This is a genomic window from Kocuria massiliensis, from assembly GCF_900169715.1.
GTDB lineage: Bacteria > Actinomycetota > Actinomycetes > Actinomycetales > Micrococcaceae > Rothia > Rothia massiliensis.
Genome location: NZ_LT835161.1, coordinates 670,346 through 687,335, shown reverse-complemented (window position 1 = coordinate 687,335; position 16,990 = coordinate 670,346). Strand labels below are relative to the sequence as shown.

Annotated in this window: 17 protein-coding genes; 7 read left to right on the top strand and 10 right to left on the bottom strand. The window is 59.4% G+C overall.

All coding sequences use genetic code 11. The features are described from left to right. Window positions 1-14 precede the first annotated feature (14 nt). The 8 genes from B9Y51_RS07435 to B9Y51_RS07400 form a co-directional block, all read right to left on the bottom strand. Window positions 15-341 carry a PIN domain-containing protein gene (locus tag B9Y51_RS07435; protein ID WP_085529292.1) on the bottom strand — a complete coding sequence of 109 codons (327 nt, stop codon included), beginning with the start codon at window positions 339-341 and terminating at the stop codon, window positions 15-17. A gap of 68 nt (window positions 342-409) precedes the next feature. After that, a complete protein-coding gene (locus B9Y51_RS07430) occupies window positions 410-571 on the bottom strand; it encodes a FitA-like ribbon-helix-helix domain-containing protein (protein WP_245826096.1) in 162 nt (53 codons plus the stop codon). A gap of 245 nt (window positions 572-816) precedes the next feature. Beyond that, window positions 817-1,950 (bottom strand): PD-(D/E)XK nuclease family protein, encoded by a 1,134-nt coding sequence (locus B9Y51_RS07425; RefSeq protein ID WP_158088272.1) that lies wholly within the window; start codon window positions 1,948-1,950, stop codon window positions 817-819. A 651-nt stretch (window positions 1,951-2,601) separates the two neighbouring features. Further along, window positions 2,602-4,776 (bottom strand): ATP-binding protein, encoded by a 2,175-nt coding sequence (locus tag B9Y51_RS07420; protein WP_085529290.1) that lies wholly within the window; start codon window positions 4,774-4,776, stop codon window positions 2,602-2,604. Window positions 4,777-4,953: 177 nt separating this feature from the next. Then, complete coding sequence (locus B9Y51_RS07415; RefSeq protein WP_143468022.1) at window positions 4,954-5,667, bottom strand: hypothetical protein; 714 nt, start codon at window positions 5,665-5,667, stop codon at window positions 4,954-4,956. A gap of 143 nt (window positions 5,668-5,810) precedes the next feature. Continuing rightward, window positions 5,811-6,314 carry a GNAT family N-acetyltransferase gene (locus tag B9Y51_RS07410; RefSeq protein ID WP_245826094.1) on the bottom strand — a complete coding sequence of 168 codons (504 nt, stop codon included), beginning with the start codon at window positions 6,312-6,314 and terminating at the stop codon, window positions 5,811-5,813. Between the two features lie 149 nt (window positions 6,315-6,463). After that, window positions 6,464-7,549: a redox-regulated ATPase YchF gene (ychF, locus tag B9Y51_RS07405; RefSeq protein ID WP_085529287.1), complete on the bottom strand. Its 1,086-nt coding sequence runs from the start codon at window positions 7,547-7,549 to the stop codon at window positions 6,464-6,466. Between the two features lie 19 nt (window positions 7,550-7,568). After that, entirely contained in the window at window positions 7,569-8,027 is a 459-nt protein-coding gene (locus B9Y51_RS07400; RefSeq protein ID WP_048682915.1) for an OsmC family protein, read from the bottom strand. A 99-nt stretch (window positions 8,028-8,126) separates the two neighbouring features. Here B9Y51_RS07400 and B9Y51_RS07395 point away from each other — a divergent pair, with 99 nt between their 5' ends. The 5 genes from B9Y51_RS07395 to B9Y51_RS07375 all read left to right on the top strand — a co-directional run bounded on the left by B9Y51_RS07395 (window position 8,127) and on the right by B9Y51_RS07375 (window position 12,905). Further along, window positions 8,127-9,041 (top strand): ABC transporter ATP-binding protein, encoded by a 915-nt coding sequence (locus B9Y51_RS07395; RefSeq protein WP_085529286.1) that lies wholly within the window; start codon window positions 8,127-8,129, stop codon window positions 9,039-9,041. Window positions 9,042-9,068: 27 nt separating this feature from the next. Further along, window positions 9,069-9,833, top strand: coding sequence for an ABC transporter permease (locus B9Y51_RS07390; RefSeq protein ID WP_085529285.1), 765 nt, complete (start codon window positions 9,069-9,071; stop codon window positions 9,831-9,833). Then, window positions 9,830-10,963 (top strand): sensor histidine kinase, encoded by a 1,134-nt coding sequence (locus B9Y51_RS07385; RefSeq protein WP_085529284.1) that lies wholly within the window; start codon window positions 9,830-9,832, stop codon window positions 10,961-10,963. Before B9Y51_RS07390 ends, B9Y51_RS07385 begins: the two co-directional genes overlap by 4 nt. Continuing rightward, window positions 10,960-11,571: a response regulator transcription factor gene (locus tag B9Y51_RS07380; RefSeq protein ID WP_085529283.1), complete on the top strand. Its 612-nt coding sequence runs from the start codon at window positions 10,960-10,962 to the stop codon at window positions 11,569-11,571. The genes B9Y51_RS07385 and B9Y51_RS07380 overlap by 4 nt, the downstream gene beginning before the upstream one ends. Window positions 11,572-11,639: 68 nt before the next feature. Beyond that, window positions 11,640-12,905 carry a DNA recombination protein RmuC gene (locus B9Y51_RS07375; RefSeq protein WP_085529282.1) on the top strand — a complete coding sequence of 422 codons (1,266 nt, stop codon included), beginning with the start codon at window positions 11,640-11,642 and terminating at the stop codon, window positions 12,903-12,905. On the opposite strand, the gene B9Y51_RS07370 is transcribed toward B9Y51_RS07375, so the two are convergent. Then, entirely contained in the window at window positions 12,837-13,769 is a 933-nt protein-coding gene (locus B9Y51_RS07370) for a hypothetical protein (protein ID WP_085529281.1), read from the bottom strand. The two genes, B9Y51_RS07375 and B9Y51_RS07370, sit on opposite strands and share 69 nt — an antisense overlap. 257 nt (window positions 13,770-14,026) lie before the next feature. Between B9Y51_RS07370 and xseA the strand changes: the two genes are divergently transcribed. Together xseA and B9Y51_RS07360 are read left to right on the top strand one after the other, a co-directional pair. Beyond that, window positions 14,027-15,361: an exodeoxyribonuclease VII large subunit gene (xseA, locus tag B9Y51_RS07365; protein WP_085529280.1), complete on the top strand. Its 1,335-nt coding sequence runs from the start codon at window positions 14,027-14,029 to the stop codon at window positions 15,359-15,361. Window positions 15,362-15,473: 112 nt separating this feature from the next. Beyond that, window positions 15,474-15,725, top strand: a complete 252-nt coding sequence (locus tag B9Y51_RS07360; RefSeq protein WP_085529279.1) for an exodeoxyribonuclease VII small subunit — start codon at window positions 15,474-15,476, stop codon at window positions 15,723-15,725. A 43-nt stretch (window positions 15,726-15,768) separates the two neighbouring features. Here the strand turns inward: B9Y51_RS07360 and B9Y51_RS07355 are convergent, their stop codons facing one another. Beyond that, on the bottom strand, window positions 15,769-16,989 hold the full coding sequence (locus B9Y51_RS07355) for a pyridoxal phosphate-dependent aminotransferase (protein ID WP_048682884.1): 1,221 nt from the start codon (window positions 16,987-16,989) through the stop codon (window positions 15,769-15,771). Window position 16,990 lies beyond the last annotated feature (1 nt).

Here is a 16,990-nt window from a genome sequence, read left to right as displayed (position 1 = left end):
GCCCGAATGATGCTTCACGCGTCGACCTCCCACGGGTTTAGATGTTCCACGCCCGCGCTCTGTCGAGCCACGGGCACGTCGGCGTAGCGGTCGGCTGCTAAGTCATCGAAAGGGAGCACGGCGCGGCCGCCCCGGTACGGTGCGAGCGCCGCGTTGATGCGCCTGGCCAACTCATCTCTACGCCGACCATCTGGCAGCCGCCGCACACCTGCCAACAGTTCCGCGAGCGTGACGGACGTTATCGCGACGTCACCTTCCAAGGACGCGAGCCAGTCCACCACACGTGGCTCTGGAAACTGCCGAAAGATCTCCGTGATGACGTTCGTGTCGAGAATGATCACTCGAAGTCCACCGCCCGCGCGACGTCATCGCGTACAGGGATCGGCAGCTCTTCGACGTCACCGACATCCTACGCGGCAGCCAGCAGAGCCATTCCAATGTGCGGCCTGTGTGCAGCCTTCGTCAGAATGGCGCGAACCTCAGCTTCCATGGAGCGTCCGTGCTCCTTCGCCTGCGCTGCAAGTTGCTGTTTCACGGCGTCATCGAGACTGCGAACGATGATGGATGACATCGGCAAACACCTCCTCTGATATCAATATCGATATCAACGTGCATGGCAATCTTGCCACGGGCGAGGAGGTGCAGCACGAGCCTGCAGCGTGCGCTCTTTCGGGAAACGACCGGGGCCACTCGCGGGGACCGAGGCTCAATCGTCGAATCTAAACTGAGCTAGGTTCCGTCACCAAGTAATTTCATGCGTGCAACGCGGTTTTCGTAGCGGTCGCATCGATATGCGCCGGATACTCACCAACAGGTTCAGACCTTTGAGTTCATCTCCAGGAGTCTGATGATCTCGTCGTGAAGTCTGCAGTCGTCGGGATCGAGACCATCGAGCACTTCCTCCAGAGTCACTGTCGTCTGGCGGATCATCAAGACATCAACGAGGGTGACGAAGACATACGAGTAGTTCACTATCTCTAAATCGACAGTGCTCTTCCAGCATGGATCCCTTTCGTTGGCATACCAAGCCGTGGGCCCAAACTTGAGTTGCACATGAGACCCGCCAGACCCGGCCACGCCTTCCGAAACATCGACTGTGATCGTCCACTGGTAGATGCCCTGCAGGTTCGCACCTACTTTGCATGTGGGTTCACCGCCAAGAGTCTCACAGACCTGACGTTTTAGGGGACCCTCGGCGAAGGCTCGAAGACGGTTCTTGACCCCATGGAGCACTTCACGTCCCTCGACGAACTGTTCTCTCGCCTGCACGGCCAAGTCACTCGCGAACTCCTCCGCCGCTTCGTCCTGCCTCCGTGTCTGATACCGCTTGGCTTCGCCTGTGTCGCACATGGCTGTTATGAATCGGAGCACATCTCGTTTTTCCATAAGGCCTCCTGACCTCACAAATTTTCGATGCATCTGCTGGATGAAGGAGTACGAGTCCGAATTCTCCTGCTGGTAATTCGGATCGTCACGAACCGCATCGTACAGCCTGTCGATCAGCCTGCTATACGTCAGGACCAGCGCCTTATCCCAACCACTGGTTTGCCGGGATCGGTCTTCGTCGCGACACAGCAGGACCACCGCCCCCTGTCTCCCCTCACGACGACTAAAGTCCAGGTAACGCTCATACGCGTGACCATGCCCATCCGAGATGAAGTAGTTCTCCACGACGAGCGAGGCGTCCTGCTTCTCGAGAACCAGATCGGCGATGTCGGCCGGGTCCCCTACCGATCCAGTGTTCACCTCCTGCCGCACTCGGTAGCTCCCATAGTCGAATGGGGAAGAACCCGTGCAGGCGGCGTTCACTTCATCGATGAAGATCCGGATGAAACGGTCGTGCAGATCATGAGATCCGCCGCTATCGAGCAACCATCCGAATACATTAGAGATCTGCCGCTCATGGGTTCCGTGGTGCATGACATCAAAAACGTTGAACTTCTGGTCCAACGACTTTCCAAGAATCGGCAAAAGCTTGGGGACCAACTCACCCGTCATTTTCCGCTCTCTCGTTTCTCTGTGAGGTAGGAACTCGTCATTCCATCATGCACGAATCGCTATCCTCATCGAAGCATCATTGCCCTTGGCCTAAGTTGGCCACCGCTCGACGTTCAGCTCCAACAGCTACTTCTTCTGGGTGAATGTCTCACTCTTTCGTCCGAATGCTGCCCAAGACGTTCGCTACAACTGCACGCTACTGTGAGTATTGAGCATCGGAACACCCATACGCGGTGCTACAAAAGAGCTACCAGACAGCGTGTCGCTACGTCCGTTTGAAGCACGGATAAGCCTACTGACCCTGGGTTTAGACATTAAAGCGGAACTCCACCACGTTCCGTAGCCGAATAACCTCTGCTGTCACTGAGCCTCTTTTCCCGATATCAGCCAGAGCCGACAGCACGATCAGATGGGACCGCCATGGACAGTCGCGGGGCTCAGGCGACGTTCAGCGGCCCAATGCCCGCAACTGCACTCTGGAGAGACCGACGCCCCAGTCGTCCTAGGTCATGCCTGCGATGACGCCAGCGGTATCGACCTCCCGCCAATTATCAATGAACCGACGAAGTCGTCCGCGCACGACAGCCCATTCAGATCTTTGCCCTAGAGACTCCTGACTCGAACGTATAGGTCGCGCAAAGCCGTGTCGGAGAGATCGATGATCGGTTCGTACATGAACGAGTTCACGTGAATGTTCTCCGGGGTCATGAGTACGACTTCGTCGAGCGCACGGAGCGATTCCGGGGTCCCGCACCCTCGAGCCGTGTATTCCTGGAACAGGGCCTGTGTCTGGTTCCCGGTGATCCCGTCCGTGAAGGTAGGGTCAGCGAGCTCGGCCACCATATGCCGCTCCGCGACGATGCGCGTCGCGATCGAAAGCACGATCTTGTTCTCGAAGTTAATGCCTTCGTCGGCGTCCAGCGCCGCTTCCGCCTGCTCGTGCAGAAGGTCGAACACCGACATGTTGGCTGACTTCCACGACTTCTTCTTACCCGACTGGAAGGTCTCGTTGAAGATTCGGTCGAGCTCGGCGTTGTTGATAGTCTCAGAGTCGGTCTTCCAGTGCAACAGTGAGGTCAGCTTCAAATAGTCGGGGTCGTTCTCGCCCTTGGTGTACTCGATGATGTTGCGCACGAACGGGATCGAGGCGATGCGCTGCATGCCATTGCTGTGAAACTGCTTCTTGAAGCCGTGAATGAACGGATTATTGATGTGGCGCGCCGGGTTGATCGTGACCTTACCTTCGCCCTTTTGCGCCATGAAGCATTTGCTGTAGCGGACGACCTGTCGGCTGCAAAGAGTCCGGAAGAAGTCGAAGTTATGAGTGAGTAGGATGAGCTTGAAATTCGCATGGTCAGCCATCTCCTTGAGGTACTGGATGATGGCGTACTTGTTCTTGTAGTCAAAGGAATCAGCGAGGTCGTCGATGACGAAGATCGTCTCCCGACCGGAGGCCTTGCGCGCCTCCATCTCGAAGAGGACGTTGAGGATGTAGAGAGCCTTCTTCTCACCGTTGCTCAACACGGACAGCAGCTCATCCCGCTCGACGGCGGTGGAATCGGCCCCGTCATTGAACTCGAAGACGAGCTTGAGCATGGCCTCCTGCCCGAGGGCGACCCGGTGCTTGTTCTCCGCACGGAGAGTGAAGGGCACGAAGAAGCGCTCGTTGAAAATCTTGATGACCTTGTCCCACTGGGTGCTCTCGGTCGCCGCCTGCTGTTCAATCTCCTTGCGACGAACTTCGGTCTTCTTGTAGCATTCCACGACTCGCTGGAAAGCTTCCTCGTGCGCCTTGAGATACGACTTCCACACTTCCTGCTGGAAGTTTTGGACGTCGGCGAACTCCGAGAGGAGATCTTCTCGGTTAGCGATGAACTCGAAAAACTTCCTCGTATCCTCGTTGCGGTGGACAGCTCGCTCGACGCCGTCGAGCTTCTTGCGCAGTGCAGCATCATCGCTGATGCGCATCTTTTCCTCCGTAATGAGCGCCTGCAAGTCGGCGTCGCTCGTAATCGGGCGGGGCTCGTCTTCACCGTGCAGGAGTAGCGAGTGCTGCGCAGCAAAGAACCCGTTGGCCCCGAGGCTCTTGGTAACGTTGGTCGCGTTGTAGTAGTTGAATGATTTGCGGTTGAAGAACGTGGACTCATCGAGGAGCTGGTTGAGTCTAGTCACATAGGCAGCCAGCTGGGCCTGGACATCGGCACCTTTGAGTGCCGTGGCTACTTTGTCGTTGAAGAGTAGGTCGTGCGGCAGGTCCGCGAACCGGGCATCTTCGAGCTGCTCAATCTCGTAGGACACTCGGATGAGAGCATCGAAAAACTTGTCCTCGCTCTGGGTGAACACGTGGGATACCGTTGCGATAACGTCCTGCTTCGTGCCCGCGTGGGATGCTAGCGCAGAGACCAGTGCGTCCCTGGCGTCGAGGAGTTCCACCTGGAGCGCTTCGTACTCTTTTCGGAGTGCGGTGTTGACGAGCAGGGTCGAAGTCGACTCCGTCGGCCCCAGCTCCTCGTCGTAGGACAGTACGACGGCCACGTCGTCGGGATCGGGCGCCCTACCGTTCTGATCCGTGATTTGGCGCGAAGACTCGCGGTCAGGGAAGACGTGGTCGACGGTGTCTCGGCCTCCGGCGAGATCATTGAAGGTGCGGGCAAACGAGGTCTTCATGGTGCCATTGGGCGCATAGATCGCGACCGCGTTACCGTTTCCAAAGTCCAACGTCGCGTCAAGTGATCGGATCCCATGGCAGTTTGTCAGCTCAACCTTCAGTGAATACATGCCAATAGAATACGATGCTCACCGCCTTCTCATGGGATGATCAGACCCGCGGATGCACGAGGACATTGCAAAGGGGGAGAGCCATCGCCTTAGCAAGGCGTCCCCCAAGCCTGCCAGATGCTATAGCTCGAACCTAAACTCCGCCACGTTCCGAAGCCAAGTAAGGTATTGACCGATTTAGGTGCGCAAATCATCGGAATAGATCCGGCCTGATTGCCCGCTTACGCCAAGCAAACGCATCCCCTTGACGCCTCGCGGATCGTCTATGGTTGGATTTTTCAGAGGGAACACATTGTTGTCAGCGCCGTAGGATGCTCCGACGTCGACATCCCAATCACCCAGAATGACTCCCTGTGATCCAGACAGAATTGCGATCAGGCGATGGATCCTCGATTGTTTATCGGCCGCAACCGTCCACCACTTCTGCGCCCGCTCAGAGAACGCTGCTCCATCGGTCCCACCGTAGGGCCCGCGTCGCTCATTCATATCCCCAGCAGAGATGGTAACGATGGCCGTACGAACCAAGTTGTGGTAATCGACGGTGCCCTCTCGTCGTATTACAGCGGGCCCCAAGACCGACGTCGACCTAGAGCCGGCACGGTTGGTCACGAGCACACGTCCGTCCTCGACCAAAACATCGTCAGACGCGCGCAACACTGACAATCCGGTCAGCATTGCGATATGGATCGCGATCGCCTCCGCCTTAAGCGCATCAGTCCGGGAGGAAAACGGTTGAACGGTCTGCAAGATCTCGGTGTCGCTCGATCCACGCAGACGCTCAGCGTCATCATTGTGCCGCTGCCACACCCGGTCCATTCGATCGGCGATCCCTATGTATATTGACTTCGCGCCACGGTTCTCGTAGAGGTACAGCCAGGTCTCATCGGCCACGATCGCTCCCTTCAACGTGAAGTTCAAACGTAGACCGCGACTCCGATGCGATCAACCAGAGCGCAACAGAGATCATCGGTCATTGCATCCAGACCTTAAGGCGAAAATCTCCACTCCACCGCGTTTCGTCACTTGTGGAATATCTAGGCGACAGCCACTGGCCGCGCCCAGATTCGAGCGGTCGACTCCACGCTGCCGGAAACATTCGGCACCGCCTCACCGGTGGGCTCGTAGCCGAGTTTCGTCCAGAACGGCCCGGCCAGGTCGGCGTTAGTGTCGACAATAGACAGCCGAAGTGTCTGAATACTCTGTTCCCGGCCAGCCAAGTCGATCACGGCATCATGCATCATGCGACCAAGGCCTTCACCCTGACGGGCACCGTCCGTCATCAGCAGACCGATGTGAGGGACGGTCTCGGCGGGCCATCCGACAATCACGTCAGCAATGGCGACGAGGTCCTGACCATCCCAAAGCCCTAGATCGATCTTCTGTGAGCTCGACGCGCCCGATGGCAGAGCGGACAGGGCTTCGGCCGTAGCGGTCGGCGTCGGCGCCTCCCCCTCGACACGATGTGAATACTCAGCGTTGGATTCCATGATGCGCTGTACAGCCGAGGAACTACTCGGATCGATAAGCCGTGCTTCCATGTGCACCTCTCCGTAGCTGAGCTTGATTCAATGTCAGCATCGACCGTAGTGCTCAATGCTGGAGCGCATCTTGCTCGCGACCTAAGACATTGACCCGATAGCGTTCGGCACTGACACCTCACGACCGAAACTGCACTTGACCAGCGCCTTTACACGTTGAACCTAAACTCCACCACGTCCCCATCCTTCATCACATAATCCTTCCCTTCCATCCGCACCTTGCCCGCGGCCTTGGCGTCAGCCATCGAGCCACATGCATCGAGGTCCTCGAAGGAAACGATTTCAGCCTTGATGAAGCCGCGTTCGAAATCCGTGTGAATGACGCCGGCGGCCTGAGGCGCCGTGTCACCCTTGCTGATGGTCCACGCGCGGGATTCCTTAGGGCCGGCCGTCAAGTAAGTCTGCAACCCAAGGGTTTGAAAACCGGTGCGAGCCAGCTTGTCCAGGCCGGATTCTTCCTGGCCTGACATTTCCAGCATCTCGCGTGCCTCATCTTCGTCGAGCTCCACCATGTCGGCCTCGAGCTTGGCGTCTAGGAACACGGCTTCCGCCGGTGCCACCAATTCGCGAAGTTCCTGCTGGCGTTCCTCCGACTGGAGGACGCCGTCGTCGCAGTTGAAAACGTAGATGAAGGGCTTGGCGGTGAGCAGGTTCAGTTCGCGGAGCAGATCCGTGTCCAGCTTGGCAGCCGCGGCTCCACGGAAGATGGTCTCCCCCTCTTCCAGAACTTTCTGCGCTTCTTGATAGGCAGCGAGCTGAGCGGGGTCACCCTTCTTGATCTTGACCTGCTTTTCCAGCTTCGGAATGGCGTTTTCCAGCGTTTGGAGGTCGGCCAGGATCAATTCAGTATTGATGGTCTCCATATCGGAGGCCGGGTCAATCTTGCCGTCCACGTGGACGACGTCGGGGTCGTCAAAGGCGCGGACCACCTGGGCGATCGCGTGCGCCTCGCGAATGTTGGCCAGGAACTGGTTGCCCAATCCTTCGCCTTCGGAGGCGCCCTTGACGATGCCGGCGATGTCCACGAAGGAAACGGTCGCGGGCAGGATCCTCTCCGACCCGAACAGCTCCGCCAAGCGGTTCAGCCGCGGGTCCGGCAGGTTCACCACGCCAACGTTCGGCTCGATCGTCGCGAACGGATAGTTCGCCGCGAGAACGGTGTTACGGGTCAGTGCATTGAAGAGGGTCGACTTGCCCACGTTGGGCAGCCCCACGATTCCGATAGTTAAAGCCACGTTGACTAACCTTACCGGCCTAGTCCTCGACCCGCATGCTGACCTGCGTTTCGTGTTCCACCGTCCGGGAAACCGTGCAGTCCTTCGTCCGCGACAGCTCCACGAGTCGAGGCACCATCGAAGCCGCTTTGTCCCCTGCTTCGCCTTCGGGGAATTTCACGCGGAAGGATAGCTCGACGTCGCCCAGCCGACTCCCGCCCTCTTCGTCCGTGTATTTCAGACCGCTGGAGGTCACGCGGAATTCTTCCGGCTCCACGCGGCGTGAGGTCACGACGTCGACGTCCACCGACGAGCACCCGGCAATCGCTGCAAGCAAGAGCTCGACCGGCGTCATTAAGCCTTCGCCCTGACCAAATTCAACCGAAACCCCCTCGGCGTTGGTCGCCTGATACCGCTTCGACCCAAGCCGCGTTAATTCCACCGCGCGGTATCCGGGATCGTTCTGCCGTTCCTCTGATGCATTCACGTTCTCGCTCATGACTTCATCCTGCCGCATCGCCGACCCCTGACAAACGTCATGGCCGATTCGTGACATTCGGTATGAGAACTCGACAGGCAATCCCAGGAAACTCGACATATGAACGAGCCAGTCATCGAGGCCCATGGCCTCACAAAAACCTTCACCTCCGGTTCCGGGGCGAGTTTCAACGCGGTGGACGGCATCGACCTGACCATCGGTCGCGGCGAAATCATCGGATTGCTCGGCCCCAATGGCGCCGGCAAATCCACCCTGATCGACATGGTCTTGGGCCTCACAAAGCCTGATCAGGGAACCATCACCGTCCTCGGGGGCGCACCCCGATCTGCGATCGCTCGTGGCGACGTCGGTGCGGTCCTCCAAACCGGAGGCCTGCTTCCACAGCTTTCGGTGAGAGACACCCTCAGGATGATCGCCGCGACCCATCATCACGAGATTTCGGTGGACGACATTCTGGCCCAAGCTGACCTGACGGAATTGGCCGATCGCAAGGTCGTCAAATGCTCCGGCGGTGAACAGCAGCGCATTCGGTTTGCCCTGGCCATCATGCCCTCACCGGAGCTTCTGATTCTCGATGAGCCCACCTCGGGCATGGACGCCAACGCCCGCCACAAATTCTGGGAGTCGATGCGCCAGCAGGCCCACCACGGACGAACCATCGTCTTCGCGACCCACTACATCGAAGAAGCCCAGAATTTCGCCGAACGGATCGTCATGGTCGGCAAGGGACGCATCGTCGCCGACGGTCCCACCGATGATGTCCGCTCCCGCGTGTCCTCGCAGACCGTGAGCGCGATTCTTCCCGACGGCTTCGATGCTCGTACATTGCCTGGCGTCCTTTCGGCCACCGTCACCGGCAATCGCACCACCATGACCACAGCCGACGCCGACGTTCTGGCACGCCATCTCCTGACTCACACCACAGCCGAGAATCTTCTGATCGCCAACGCATCGCTGGAAGACGCCTTCATCACCCTGACCTCCGAGAACGACGCGGCTTCCCCGGCCACCTAACCGTTCTCCCCTACCCAAGGACTCCTCATGAACTTCGCGCTCTATACCGCCATCGATCTGCGTCGAATACTCGCCGACCGTTCGGGACTCTTTTTCTCGATTGTCTTACCGGTCCTGTTCTATCTCCTTTTCGGCGCCATGCAGAATTACTCCGATATGCCCCTGAATGACGGCAATGTGGGCGCCTACGTGATGATCGGGATGGCGACCTACGGTGGCGTCATTGCCGCGTGTTCCACGGTGGGCAACGTCGTCGTCGAACAAACCACTGGCTGGGGCCGCCAGATTGCGCTGACGCCGCTGTCTACGGGGTCCATGCTGATGTCGAAAGCCATCATCATCCTGGTGCGCGCCGCCCTGCCGGTGGCCGCGGTGAATATCGCGGGCATTTTCACGGTGGCCGATATGCCCCTGGGCCAATGGATTTCCGCCGCCCTCATCTCCGTTGTGGTCTCATTACCATTCGGCTTTTACGGCATGATTTTCGGATTACTTTTCCGCTCCGACTCAGCGGTGTCGATTTCCAGTACCGGGCTCGTCATTCTGGCGTTTCTCGGCAATGCCTTCTCTCCGTTACCGGAGTTTCTCCTAGGATTTGCTCGCTTTACGCCGATGTACGGCCCTTCGACGCTGGCGCGCTATCCTCTGAGTGAAGGCATCCAGTCCATTAGCGACGGAAGCGGAATGGTGACCGATCCTCTCTGGTACTCGATTGCTAATGTCCTCGCGTGGACCCTGATCTTCGCAGGGCTCTGCGCCTTACTAGGCCAGCGCCAGAAGGGACGCCCTTGAGCCGACTGCCCCACTTCAGCATCAGCCACGCGATCCAGGCCGGCGTCTGGCTCATCTTCCTCGCGTTCCCCATTGGGTCACTCCTCACCCGAGGCAACTCCACCGGATGGGTGATCAGCGGACTATTGGTCATCGCGCTCTTCGCCGTCGTTTACGTTGTAGGTTTCGGATACGCCAGGATGTTTCCCACGAGACGCCACTATCCGTGGCTCATCCTCTGGTACACCATGATGGCCCTCACCGCCTTATGGATCGCGACTTTTGTGGGCCATTGGGTCTTCAACCTGACGCCGTATTTTGTGGCTGCCTGCATGTTTACACTCCCTCCGGCTGTCGGAATTTCCGCGTCGGCGGTCATCATGTGCGCATCCACGCTGGGACTGGTTCGGTGGGCGGAAAATGGAATCTCGTTGCTCTACTCGACGGCCGGCACCATGATCGGTTCGATCATCATCATGATCATCGCGACGGTCGCTCGGCGCGAAGAAACGAGCCGAGAACTCAGAAGTCGCCTAGCCGTCTCCGGGGAACGCGAAAAAGTGGCCCGAGACGTTCACGACCTCTTGGGCCATTCACTGACGGTCATCAATCTCAAGGCTGAGGTCGCCGCAAAGCTCTTGGAGACCGACCCTGACGGTTCACGCGACGAAATTCTGGAGATCTCTCGCCTTTCCCGTGTGGCGCTATCCGACGTTCGATCGACCGTGACTCGATTACGACGACCCGATTTTGGTGGCGAAGTGGAGGCGGCCCGTCGCGCCTTAGAAACCACGGGAATCACTGCGGATCTCCCCGATGCCCAGGCGGCCCTCCAACTACCCGGCGTCAACGCCTCCTTATTTTCATGGGCACTCCGGGAGGCGGTGACCAACGTGGTGCGGCATTCTGGTGCCTCGCATTGTCGTGTGATCGTGACGCCGGAGAAACTTCAGGTCGAGGACGACGGCGTCGGCATCCGAAGCGACGAAGGCAACGGACTCGCCGGTTTGCGTGCGAGGGTCGAAGAATCGGGCGGCACACTTCTCATTGGCCCGCTTGATCCACAACGTCACTCGTCCTCCGAACGGGACCCAGGAACCCGGCTCTTGGTCACCATGACCGGAGACCACAAACCTTTGGAAGCAACATGAACACCATTCGAGTCTTAATAGCCGACGATCAGCACCTGATTCGCGGCGCCCTCAGCGCTTTACTCAGTGCAGAACCGGACATCGACGTCGTGGCTGAGGTCGGCAGAGGGGACGACGTTCTCGCCGCAGTCCGGGAGCACGCCGTCGACGTGGCTCTGTTAGACATCGAGATGCCCGGCATGACGGGGCTCGAAGCAGCCGAAGCACTCAAAGAGGCCGGATCTCCGTGCTCCGTCATCATCGTGACGACCTTCGGACGCCCCGGTTACCTCAAACGCGCGCTGACCGCAGGGGTCCAAGGGTTCGTCGTGAAAGATACTCCTCCGGGGCAGCTAGCCGAAGCTGTTCGCCGGGTGCATTCCGGTCTCAAGGTCATCGACCCATCGCTGGCGGAAGAATCCCTCTTCAGCCAAGACAACCCCCTCACGGAACGGGAGGTCGATGTGTGCCGCGCCGCGTTGACGGCATCGGACGTCAAGTCCATTGCCGCCGCCGTTCATCTATCCACCGGGACCGTGCGCAATCATCTCTCCTCGGTGATTCGCAAAACGAACGCCAATAATCGACACGAAGCGGCCCGGACGGCCCAAGACAACGGGTGGCTCTGAGCCACTACTCTCTGCGGTCGAGGACGCTCGTTCTTAACTTGTCAGTCCCTGCTGGCACAGTAGATGCCATGAATACTCTTCCCCTTGTGTTGATCGCCCTCCTTGCCCTAGTTGTGGGCGGAGTCGTCGGCTTCGTGCTTGGTCGACGCCGCCCGCAATATGGGCCTGACCTCGAACAGGAGAATGCGCGCCTGTCCTCGGAGCTCGCCGCCGCCCTCGAGGGAAAGCGCCTGCTGTCAGAACGTGTGGAGGCCCTGGAAGAACGAGCCCGAACTGATCAGGATGTTCTGCGAGCGCTGGCGCCCGTCAAGACTCAGCTCGCCACCGTGGAGCAACACGTTAGGCTCATGGAACGCGAGCGAGCGGACCAGTTTGGCTCGGTACGCGAAGCGTTGGAGGTTACCCGACGCGGTCAGGATGACCTCCGAGAATCCACCCACCATCTCTCGAGTGCATTGCGTTCAACCTCGGCGCGAGGTTCGTGGGGCGAAACTCAGCTTCGACGCGTCGTCGAGGCCGCGGGCATGGCACCGCACGTTTCCTATTCGGAACAGGTCAGCTCCGAGGCGCCGGATTCGTCCGGCACGGTTCGTCGCGTCCGCCCGGATATGGTCGTTTCCTTGCCCCAAGGAAAAGAAATCGTCCTGGATTCGAAGGCTCCACTGAACGCGTACCTGGAGTCGCAAGAGGCCGATGACGAATCGGAAAAAGCCGCGTGGGAGGCCAAACATGCGAAGGCGGTCCGTTCGCATGTGGATGCCCTCGCGTCTAAGAGGTACTGGGATTCGCGGGAAACGTCACCAGAGATGGTGCTCTGCTTTCTACCGATGGAGTCCGCCCTCTCCGCCGCATTGCGCTCTGATGCGACCCTTCTGGACTACGCCTCGGGGAAAGGCGTTGCCCTCGTTTCTCCAGTCTCATTGCTCGCATCGCTCAAAGCCGTTGCGCTGTCGTGGCGGCAAGAGGCCATTTCCCAGAATGCGCGCGACCTGCTTCAGCTCTCGCGGCAACTCTACGAACGGCTCGCGACCGTCGGTGGTCACCTCGGGACTATGGGGCGGTCTCTGACCAAAAGCGTTGAAGCCTACAACTCCATGCTCGGCTCGTTGGAGTCACGCGTGCTGGTGACGGCCCGACGCATCAATGATTTAGACGCAACGCGTCCGGATGACGACCGACTGACCGTCCGTCCGGTTGAATCAAGCCCCAAACCGCTTGCTGCCCCCGAATTTTACGGAGAAGGCCCCACGTCCGGAACCGAATCCTCAGAAGACGTGTTTGGTGTCTCCCCGCGGGCCCGTCAAAACCTGGAGGATCACCAGGATGACCGCTAAGCCCAATCCGATGCCAAGCGTCGTCAAGGTCCACGGCTGAATATTCTCCGTCAGGGCGCGACCCAGGTGCTGCGAGATGAGCCCGCCCGTTCCGGCCACATCAGCCAACGAATCGTTGAATCTATTACCGAGGAGCGACATGGAAGCCCACGTGAGTAGGGCAGCGCCGGCTGATGCCATCGCCACCATGAGGAGCTTGCCCCTCGGCGCGATGACCCCCGCCGCGAGGGCCAACAAGCCTGCCAGCGTTCCCAACACCGGCGCCGCCGACGTCATGTGCTGTGCCTTGTGCAGAAGGCTCGCGGTTTCCCCCTCCCCTTGGTCATTCGTCTTTTGTTCTAAGGCGACGCGATGGTCACCTTGGTTTAGACCCAAATCCACATGGAGCACGTCGTGAACCCGATTGTTGATTTCGTCGTAAAACGGACTCGCATCCAAAACCAAAGTCGACGACGGAGAGGACCCAAAATTTGCGTCATGGGTCGCATCTGCCGTGTCCGCCCACACCGACCGGAATTCATCCGAGTTGACGGTGTTCGACACGGCCGAATGCACCACGCCCTGGGCCGTGGCACGCAGCGCATTCTTGGGCCCAGACAACAGCCCAGAGGCCGAACCGTCACCCAGGAAACCCTTCACGGTATCGGAGGCCATGACGTCGTCCGTGACATGGTTCGACAACTCGTCCCGGAAATTTTGGTCGGTCACGACGTCGGCGGCTGCGTCACCAAAATGGCCCTTGTCGACGATGGTCGAGCTAAACCAAGACAGAGCGACGGTTACCGTCGCGAGAACGATGGCCGCGAGCGTGCACAGAACCGAGAGCGTCCAGCGAACAGGGTGAGATCCAGCGGTAGGGGGCATACAGCAACCATAATTGCTCCGCACCCCACCGCCCACTTGCTCGGCCTTTCTGGACAGCTGACATGCCCAACGCCACGCTTCCACGCAAGGCACCCGGATACGATGAAATGGTTGCGCACCACAGCATTCGAACGTATCTTCGAGTGTGTTGTGGGTAAGTACGTATTTTGGCCCTTGGAGGCTGAGGAATGCACAACGGAGCGGCAATGTTCCGCCGCGCGGCACCGACCTTCAGGTGGAGACGATAGGTATGAACCATGAGTAACCCCAAAACTTCGGGACCCTCAGAGTCCTCCTTCCCGCCCGTTCCAGAGGGCTCTGGCCATCATGAACCCTCCGGCGAGCGTGAGCTGGCCGCCCTGGCCAGAGAGACCACACCTGAGAACCCTTGGCCCCTCCACATGCTCTCCCAAAAAATGCACCAATACATCGCTCGGTGCGACGCGATGTGGGTCGAAGGGCAGATCATCGAGCTGAAGAAACGCGCCCGTGTCACATACCTCACGCTCCGGGACCTCGAAGAAGAAATCTCGGTGCCGGTGAGCCTTTTCCCCCGGGAGACGGCCATGGTGGATGGGGAGCTCGCACACGGCATGCGTGTGGTCGTGCGACTGAAGCCCGATTTCTGGACCAAGACCGGTCGATTATCGATGCTCGGGAGCGGAATTCGCCAGGTCGGCCTCGGAGACATGCTGGAACGCATCGAAAGGCTCCGTCGAAGCCTACAAGCGGAAGGCCTTTTCGACCCTGCCCATAAGAAGCCGCTACCGGTGCTCCCCCAGCGCATCGGGCTCATTACCGGTCGCGATTCCGACGCCGAGAAAGACGTCATTCGCAATGCGCGGCTCCGATGGCCGGGTGCTCACTTTGAAGTGCGTGAAGTTGCCGTGCAGGGCGTTCATGCGCTCTCGCAGGTCACGGGCGCCCTTCGAGAACTGGACGCGGACGACGCCGTGGACGTCATCGTCATTGCCCGCGGCGGCGGCGCCCTCGAGGACCTGTTGCCCTTCAGCGAAGAAGGCATGATCCGAGCCGTGTACCAAGCCAATACCCCGGTCATCTCGGCCATTGGGCACGAAGCCGACCAACCCTTGCTGGACTATGTCGCGGACTGGCGGGCTTCCACCCCCACGGACGCCGGGAAAACGGTCGTGCCCGACGTCGAAGAGGAACGGCTTCGTATCGCTCAGGCCCGAGCCGCGACCGAGCGGACCCTCCGAACGTACCTGGACCGAGAGGCCCAAGCACTCGCCCAGTTTCGATCGCGGCCGGTGCTCGCTCATCCAGAAACCATGCTCATGGCGCGGGAGGAAGAGACCGACGCTGCACGTCAGAGGGCTTTCCGGGCCGTCACGGTTTCCTTGGAACGGCATCGGGAATCCGTGGCGCACCTGCGCTCTCGGGTACGTTCGCTGTCCCCGCAAAAAACATTGGACCGCGGATACGCCGTGGTCCAGGATGCCTCTACCGGCGACGTCGTCAGGGAAGCTTCCGCGCTGGGCTCAGGTTCTTCGATCCGGGTCAGAGTCGCGTCGGGTGGATTCGACGCCACCGTCGAGGACCTACACACCGATGACCCTCGAGACCAGTAACCACCTCAAGCACCGCCAGCACAAACACCGACATCGTCCGATCCACCCGCCTGGCTGCCTGTAACGAACAGACCAACCAACCACCATTCACCCTGACGAAAGGCCTCCAGCCATGAACGACCAGGAAAAATCCACTCCATCCGTCGACGAGCTCAGTTACGAACAGGCTCGCGAAGAACTCATGAGCATCGTTTCGCGCCTAGAATCCGGCACTTCGAGCCTGGAAGATTCACTCGCTCTGTGGGAGCGCGGCGAGGCCTTGGCTCAGCGCTGCGAAGAATGGTTAGACGGCGCAAAAAACCGCCTGGACGCGGCGAAAGAACGTCGTGCCCAGGCGGATTCCGGTGAGGGGACGGCATCGTAGCTACCGCGGTTTAGCAGGGCACGGAGGGCGGGCCCCGGTTGCCTCAGCTCTGGTGATATCCGCTGAGGAATTCCCCAATGCGGTCGATGGCCGTATCGAGGGTTTGCACATCCGGCAAAGTCACCAAGCGGAAGTGGTCCGGGGCCTCCCAGTTGAAGGCCGTGCCGTGACTGACGAGGATCTTCTGTTCCTTGAGCAAGTCCAAGGCGAATCTCTCGTCGTCGTGAATCCCGAACTTTTCCACGTCGAGTTTCGGGAAGAGATAGAGAGCACCCTGGGCCTGCTGGCAGGTGACCCCGTCAATCTCGTTGAGCTTTCGATACGCAATGTCGCGCTGCTCCTTGAGACGGCCACCCGGCAGGATCAAATCATTGATGGACTGGTAACCGCCCAAAGCCGTCTGAATCGCATGCTGCGCCGGAACATTGGCGCACATGCGCATATTCGCCAAAAGTTTGATGCCCTCTACGTAGTCACTGGCCTTCCACATGGGACCGGTGATGGCCAGCCATCCCGCGCGGTACCCCGCCACACGATAAGCCTTGGACAGGCCTGAATAGGTCAGGCAGAGGACGTCTTCCCCGGCGAGCGACGCAGTGTTGATCATCGAAGCGTCGTCGTACGTGATTTTCTCGTAGATCTCGTCCGAGAAGAGGATCAGCTCGTGTTTCCGGGCGACCTCCACGATGCGCTGCAGAGTCTCCCGGGAGTACACCGCGCCCGTCGGATTGTTCGGGTTGATCACCACGATGCCCTTGGTCTGAGGCGTGATCTTGGATTCGAGGTCTTCGACGTCTGGATCCCACCCGTTCTCTTCATCGCAACGGTAGTGCACGGGCGTACCACCGGACAGCGCGACCGAGGCCGTCCACAGCGGGTAGTCCGGAGACGGAACCAAAATCTCGTCCCCGGGGTTGCACAGCGCCTGCAAAGACAGCGTGATCATTTCAGAGACACCGTTGCCGATGTATACGTCGTTCGTTTCCAGGTTCCGGATTCCACGCGTCTGGTAGTACTGCACCACGGCCGTTCGCGCCGAATAGATTCCCCGCGAATCCGAATACCCCTGGGCTTCCGGCAGATGACGGATCATGTCCATCATGACGGCGTCGGGCGCCTCGAAACCGAAAGGTGCCGGGTTACCGATGTTGAGGCGGAGGATGCGATGCCCCTGCGCCTCCATTTTCTCGGCCTCTTCGAGTACCGGTCCTCGGATGTCGTAGAGGACGTTGTTCAGCTTTTGCGACTGCCGGAATTGTGCCATG

What these genes read in the sequence shown, in the direction of transcription:
- B9Y51_RS07430 (WP_245826096.1), bottom strand. Translation starts at nt 571, where the DNA reads ATGTCATCCATCATCGTTCGCAGTCTCGATGACGCCGTGAAACAGCAA.
- B9Y51_RS07420 (WP_085529290.1), bottom strand. Translation starts at nt 4,776, where the DNA reads ATGTATTCACTGAAGGTTGAGCTGACAAACTGCCATGGGATCCGATCA.
- B9Y51_RS07410 (WP_245826094.1), bottom strand. Translation starts at nt 6,314, where the DNA reads ATGGAAGCACGGCTTATCGATCCGAGTAGTTCCTCGGCTGTACAGCGC.
- B9Y51_RS07400 (WP_048682915.1), bottom strand. Translation starts at nt 8,027, where the DNA reads ATGAGCGAGAACGTGAATGCATCAGAGGAACGGCAGAACGATCCCGGA.
- B9Y51_RS07395 (WP_085529286.1), top strand. Translation starts at nt 8,127, where the DNA reads ATGAACGAGCCAGTCATCGAGGCCCATGGCCTCACAAAAACCTTCACC.
- B9Y51_RS07390 (WP_085529285.1), top strand. Translation starts at nt 9,069, where the DNA reads ATGAACTTCGCGCTCTATACCGCCATCGATCTGCGTCGAATACTCGCC.
- B9Y51_RS07380 (WP_085529283.1), top strand. Translation starts at nt 10,960, where the DNA reads ATGAACACCATTCGAGTCTTAATAGCCGACGATCAGCACCTGATTCGC.
- B9Y51_RS07375 (WP_085529282.1), top strand. Translation starts at nt 11,640, where the DNA reads ATGAATACTCTTCCCCTTGTGTTGATCGCCCTCCTTGCCCTAGTTGTG.
- B9Y51_RS07370 (WP_085529281.1), bottom strand. Translation starts at nt 13,769, where the DNA reads ATGCCCCCTACCGCTGGATCTCACCCTGTTCGCTGGACGCTCTCGGTT.
- xseA (WP_085529280.1), top strand. Translation starts at nt 14,027, where the DNA reads ATGAGTAACCCCAAAACTTCGGGACCCTCAGAGTCCTCCTTCCCGCCC.
- B9Y51_RS07360 (WP_085529279.1), top strand. Translation starts at nt 15,474, where the DNA reads ATGAACGACCAGGAAAAATCCACTCCATCCGTCGACGAGCTCAGTTAC.
- B9Y51_RS07355 (WP_048682884.1), bottom strand. Translation starts at nt 16,989, where the DNA reads ATGGCACAATTCCGGCAGTCGCAAAAGCTGAACAACGTCCTCTACGAC.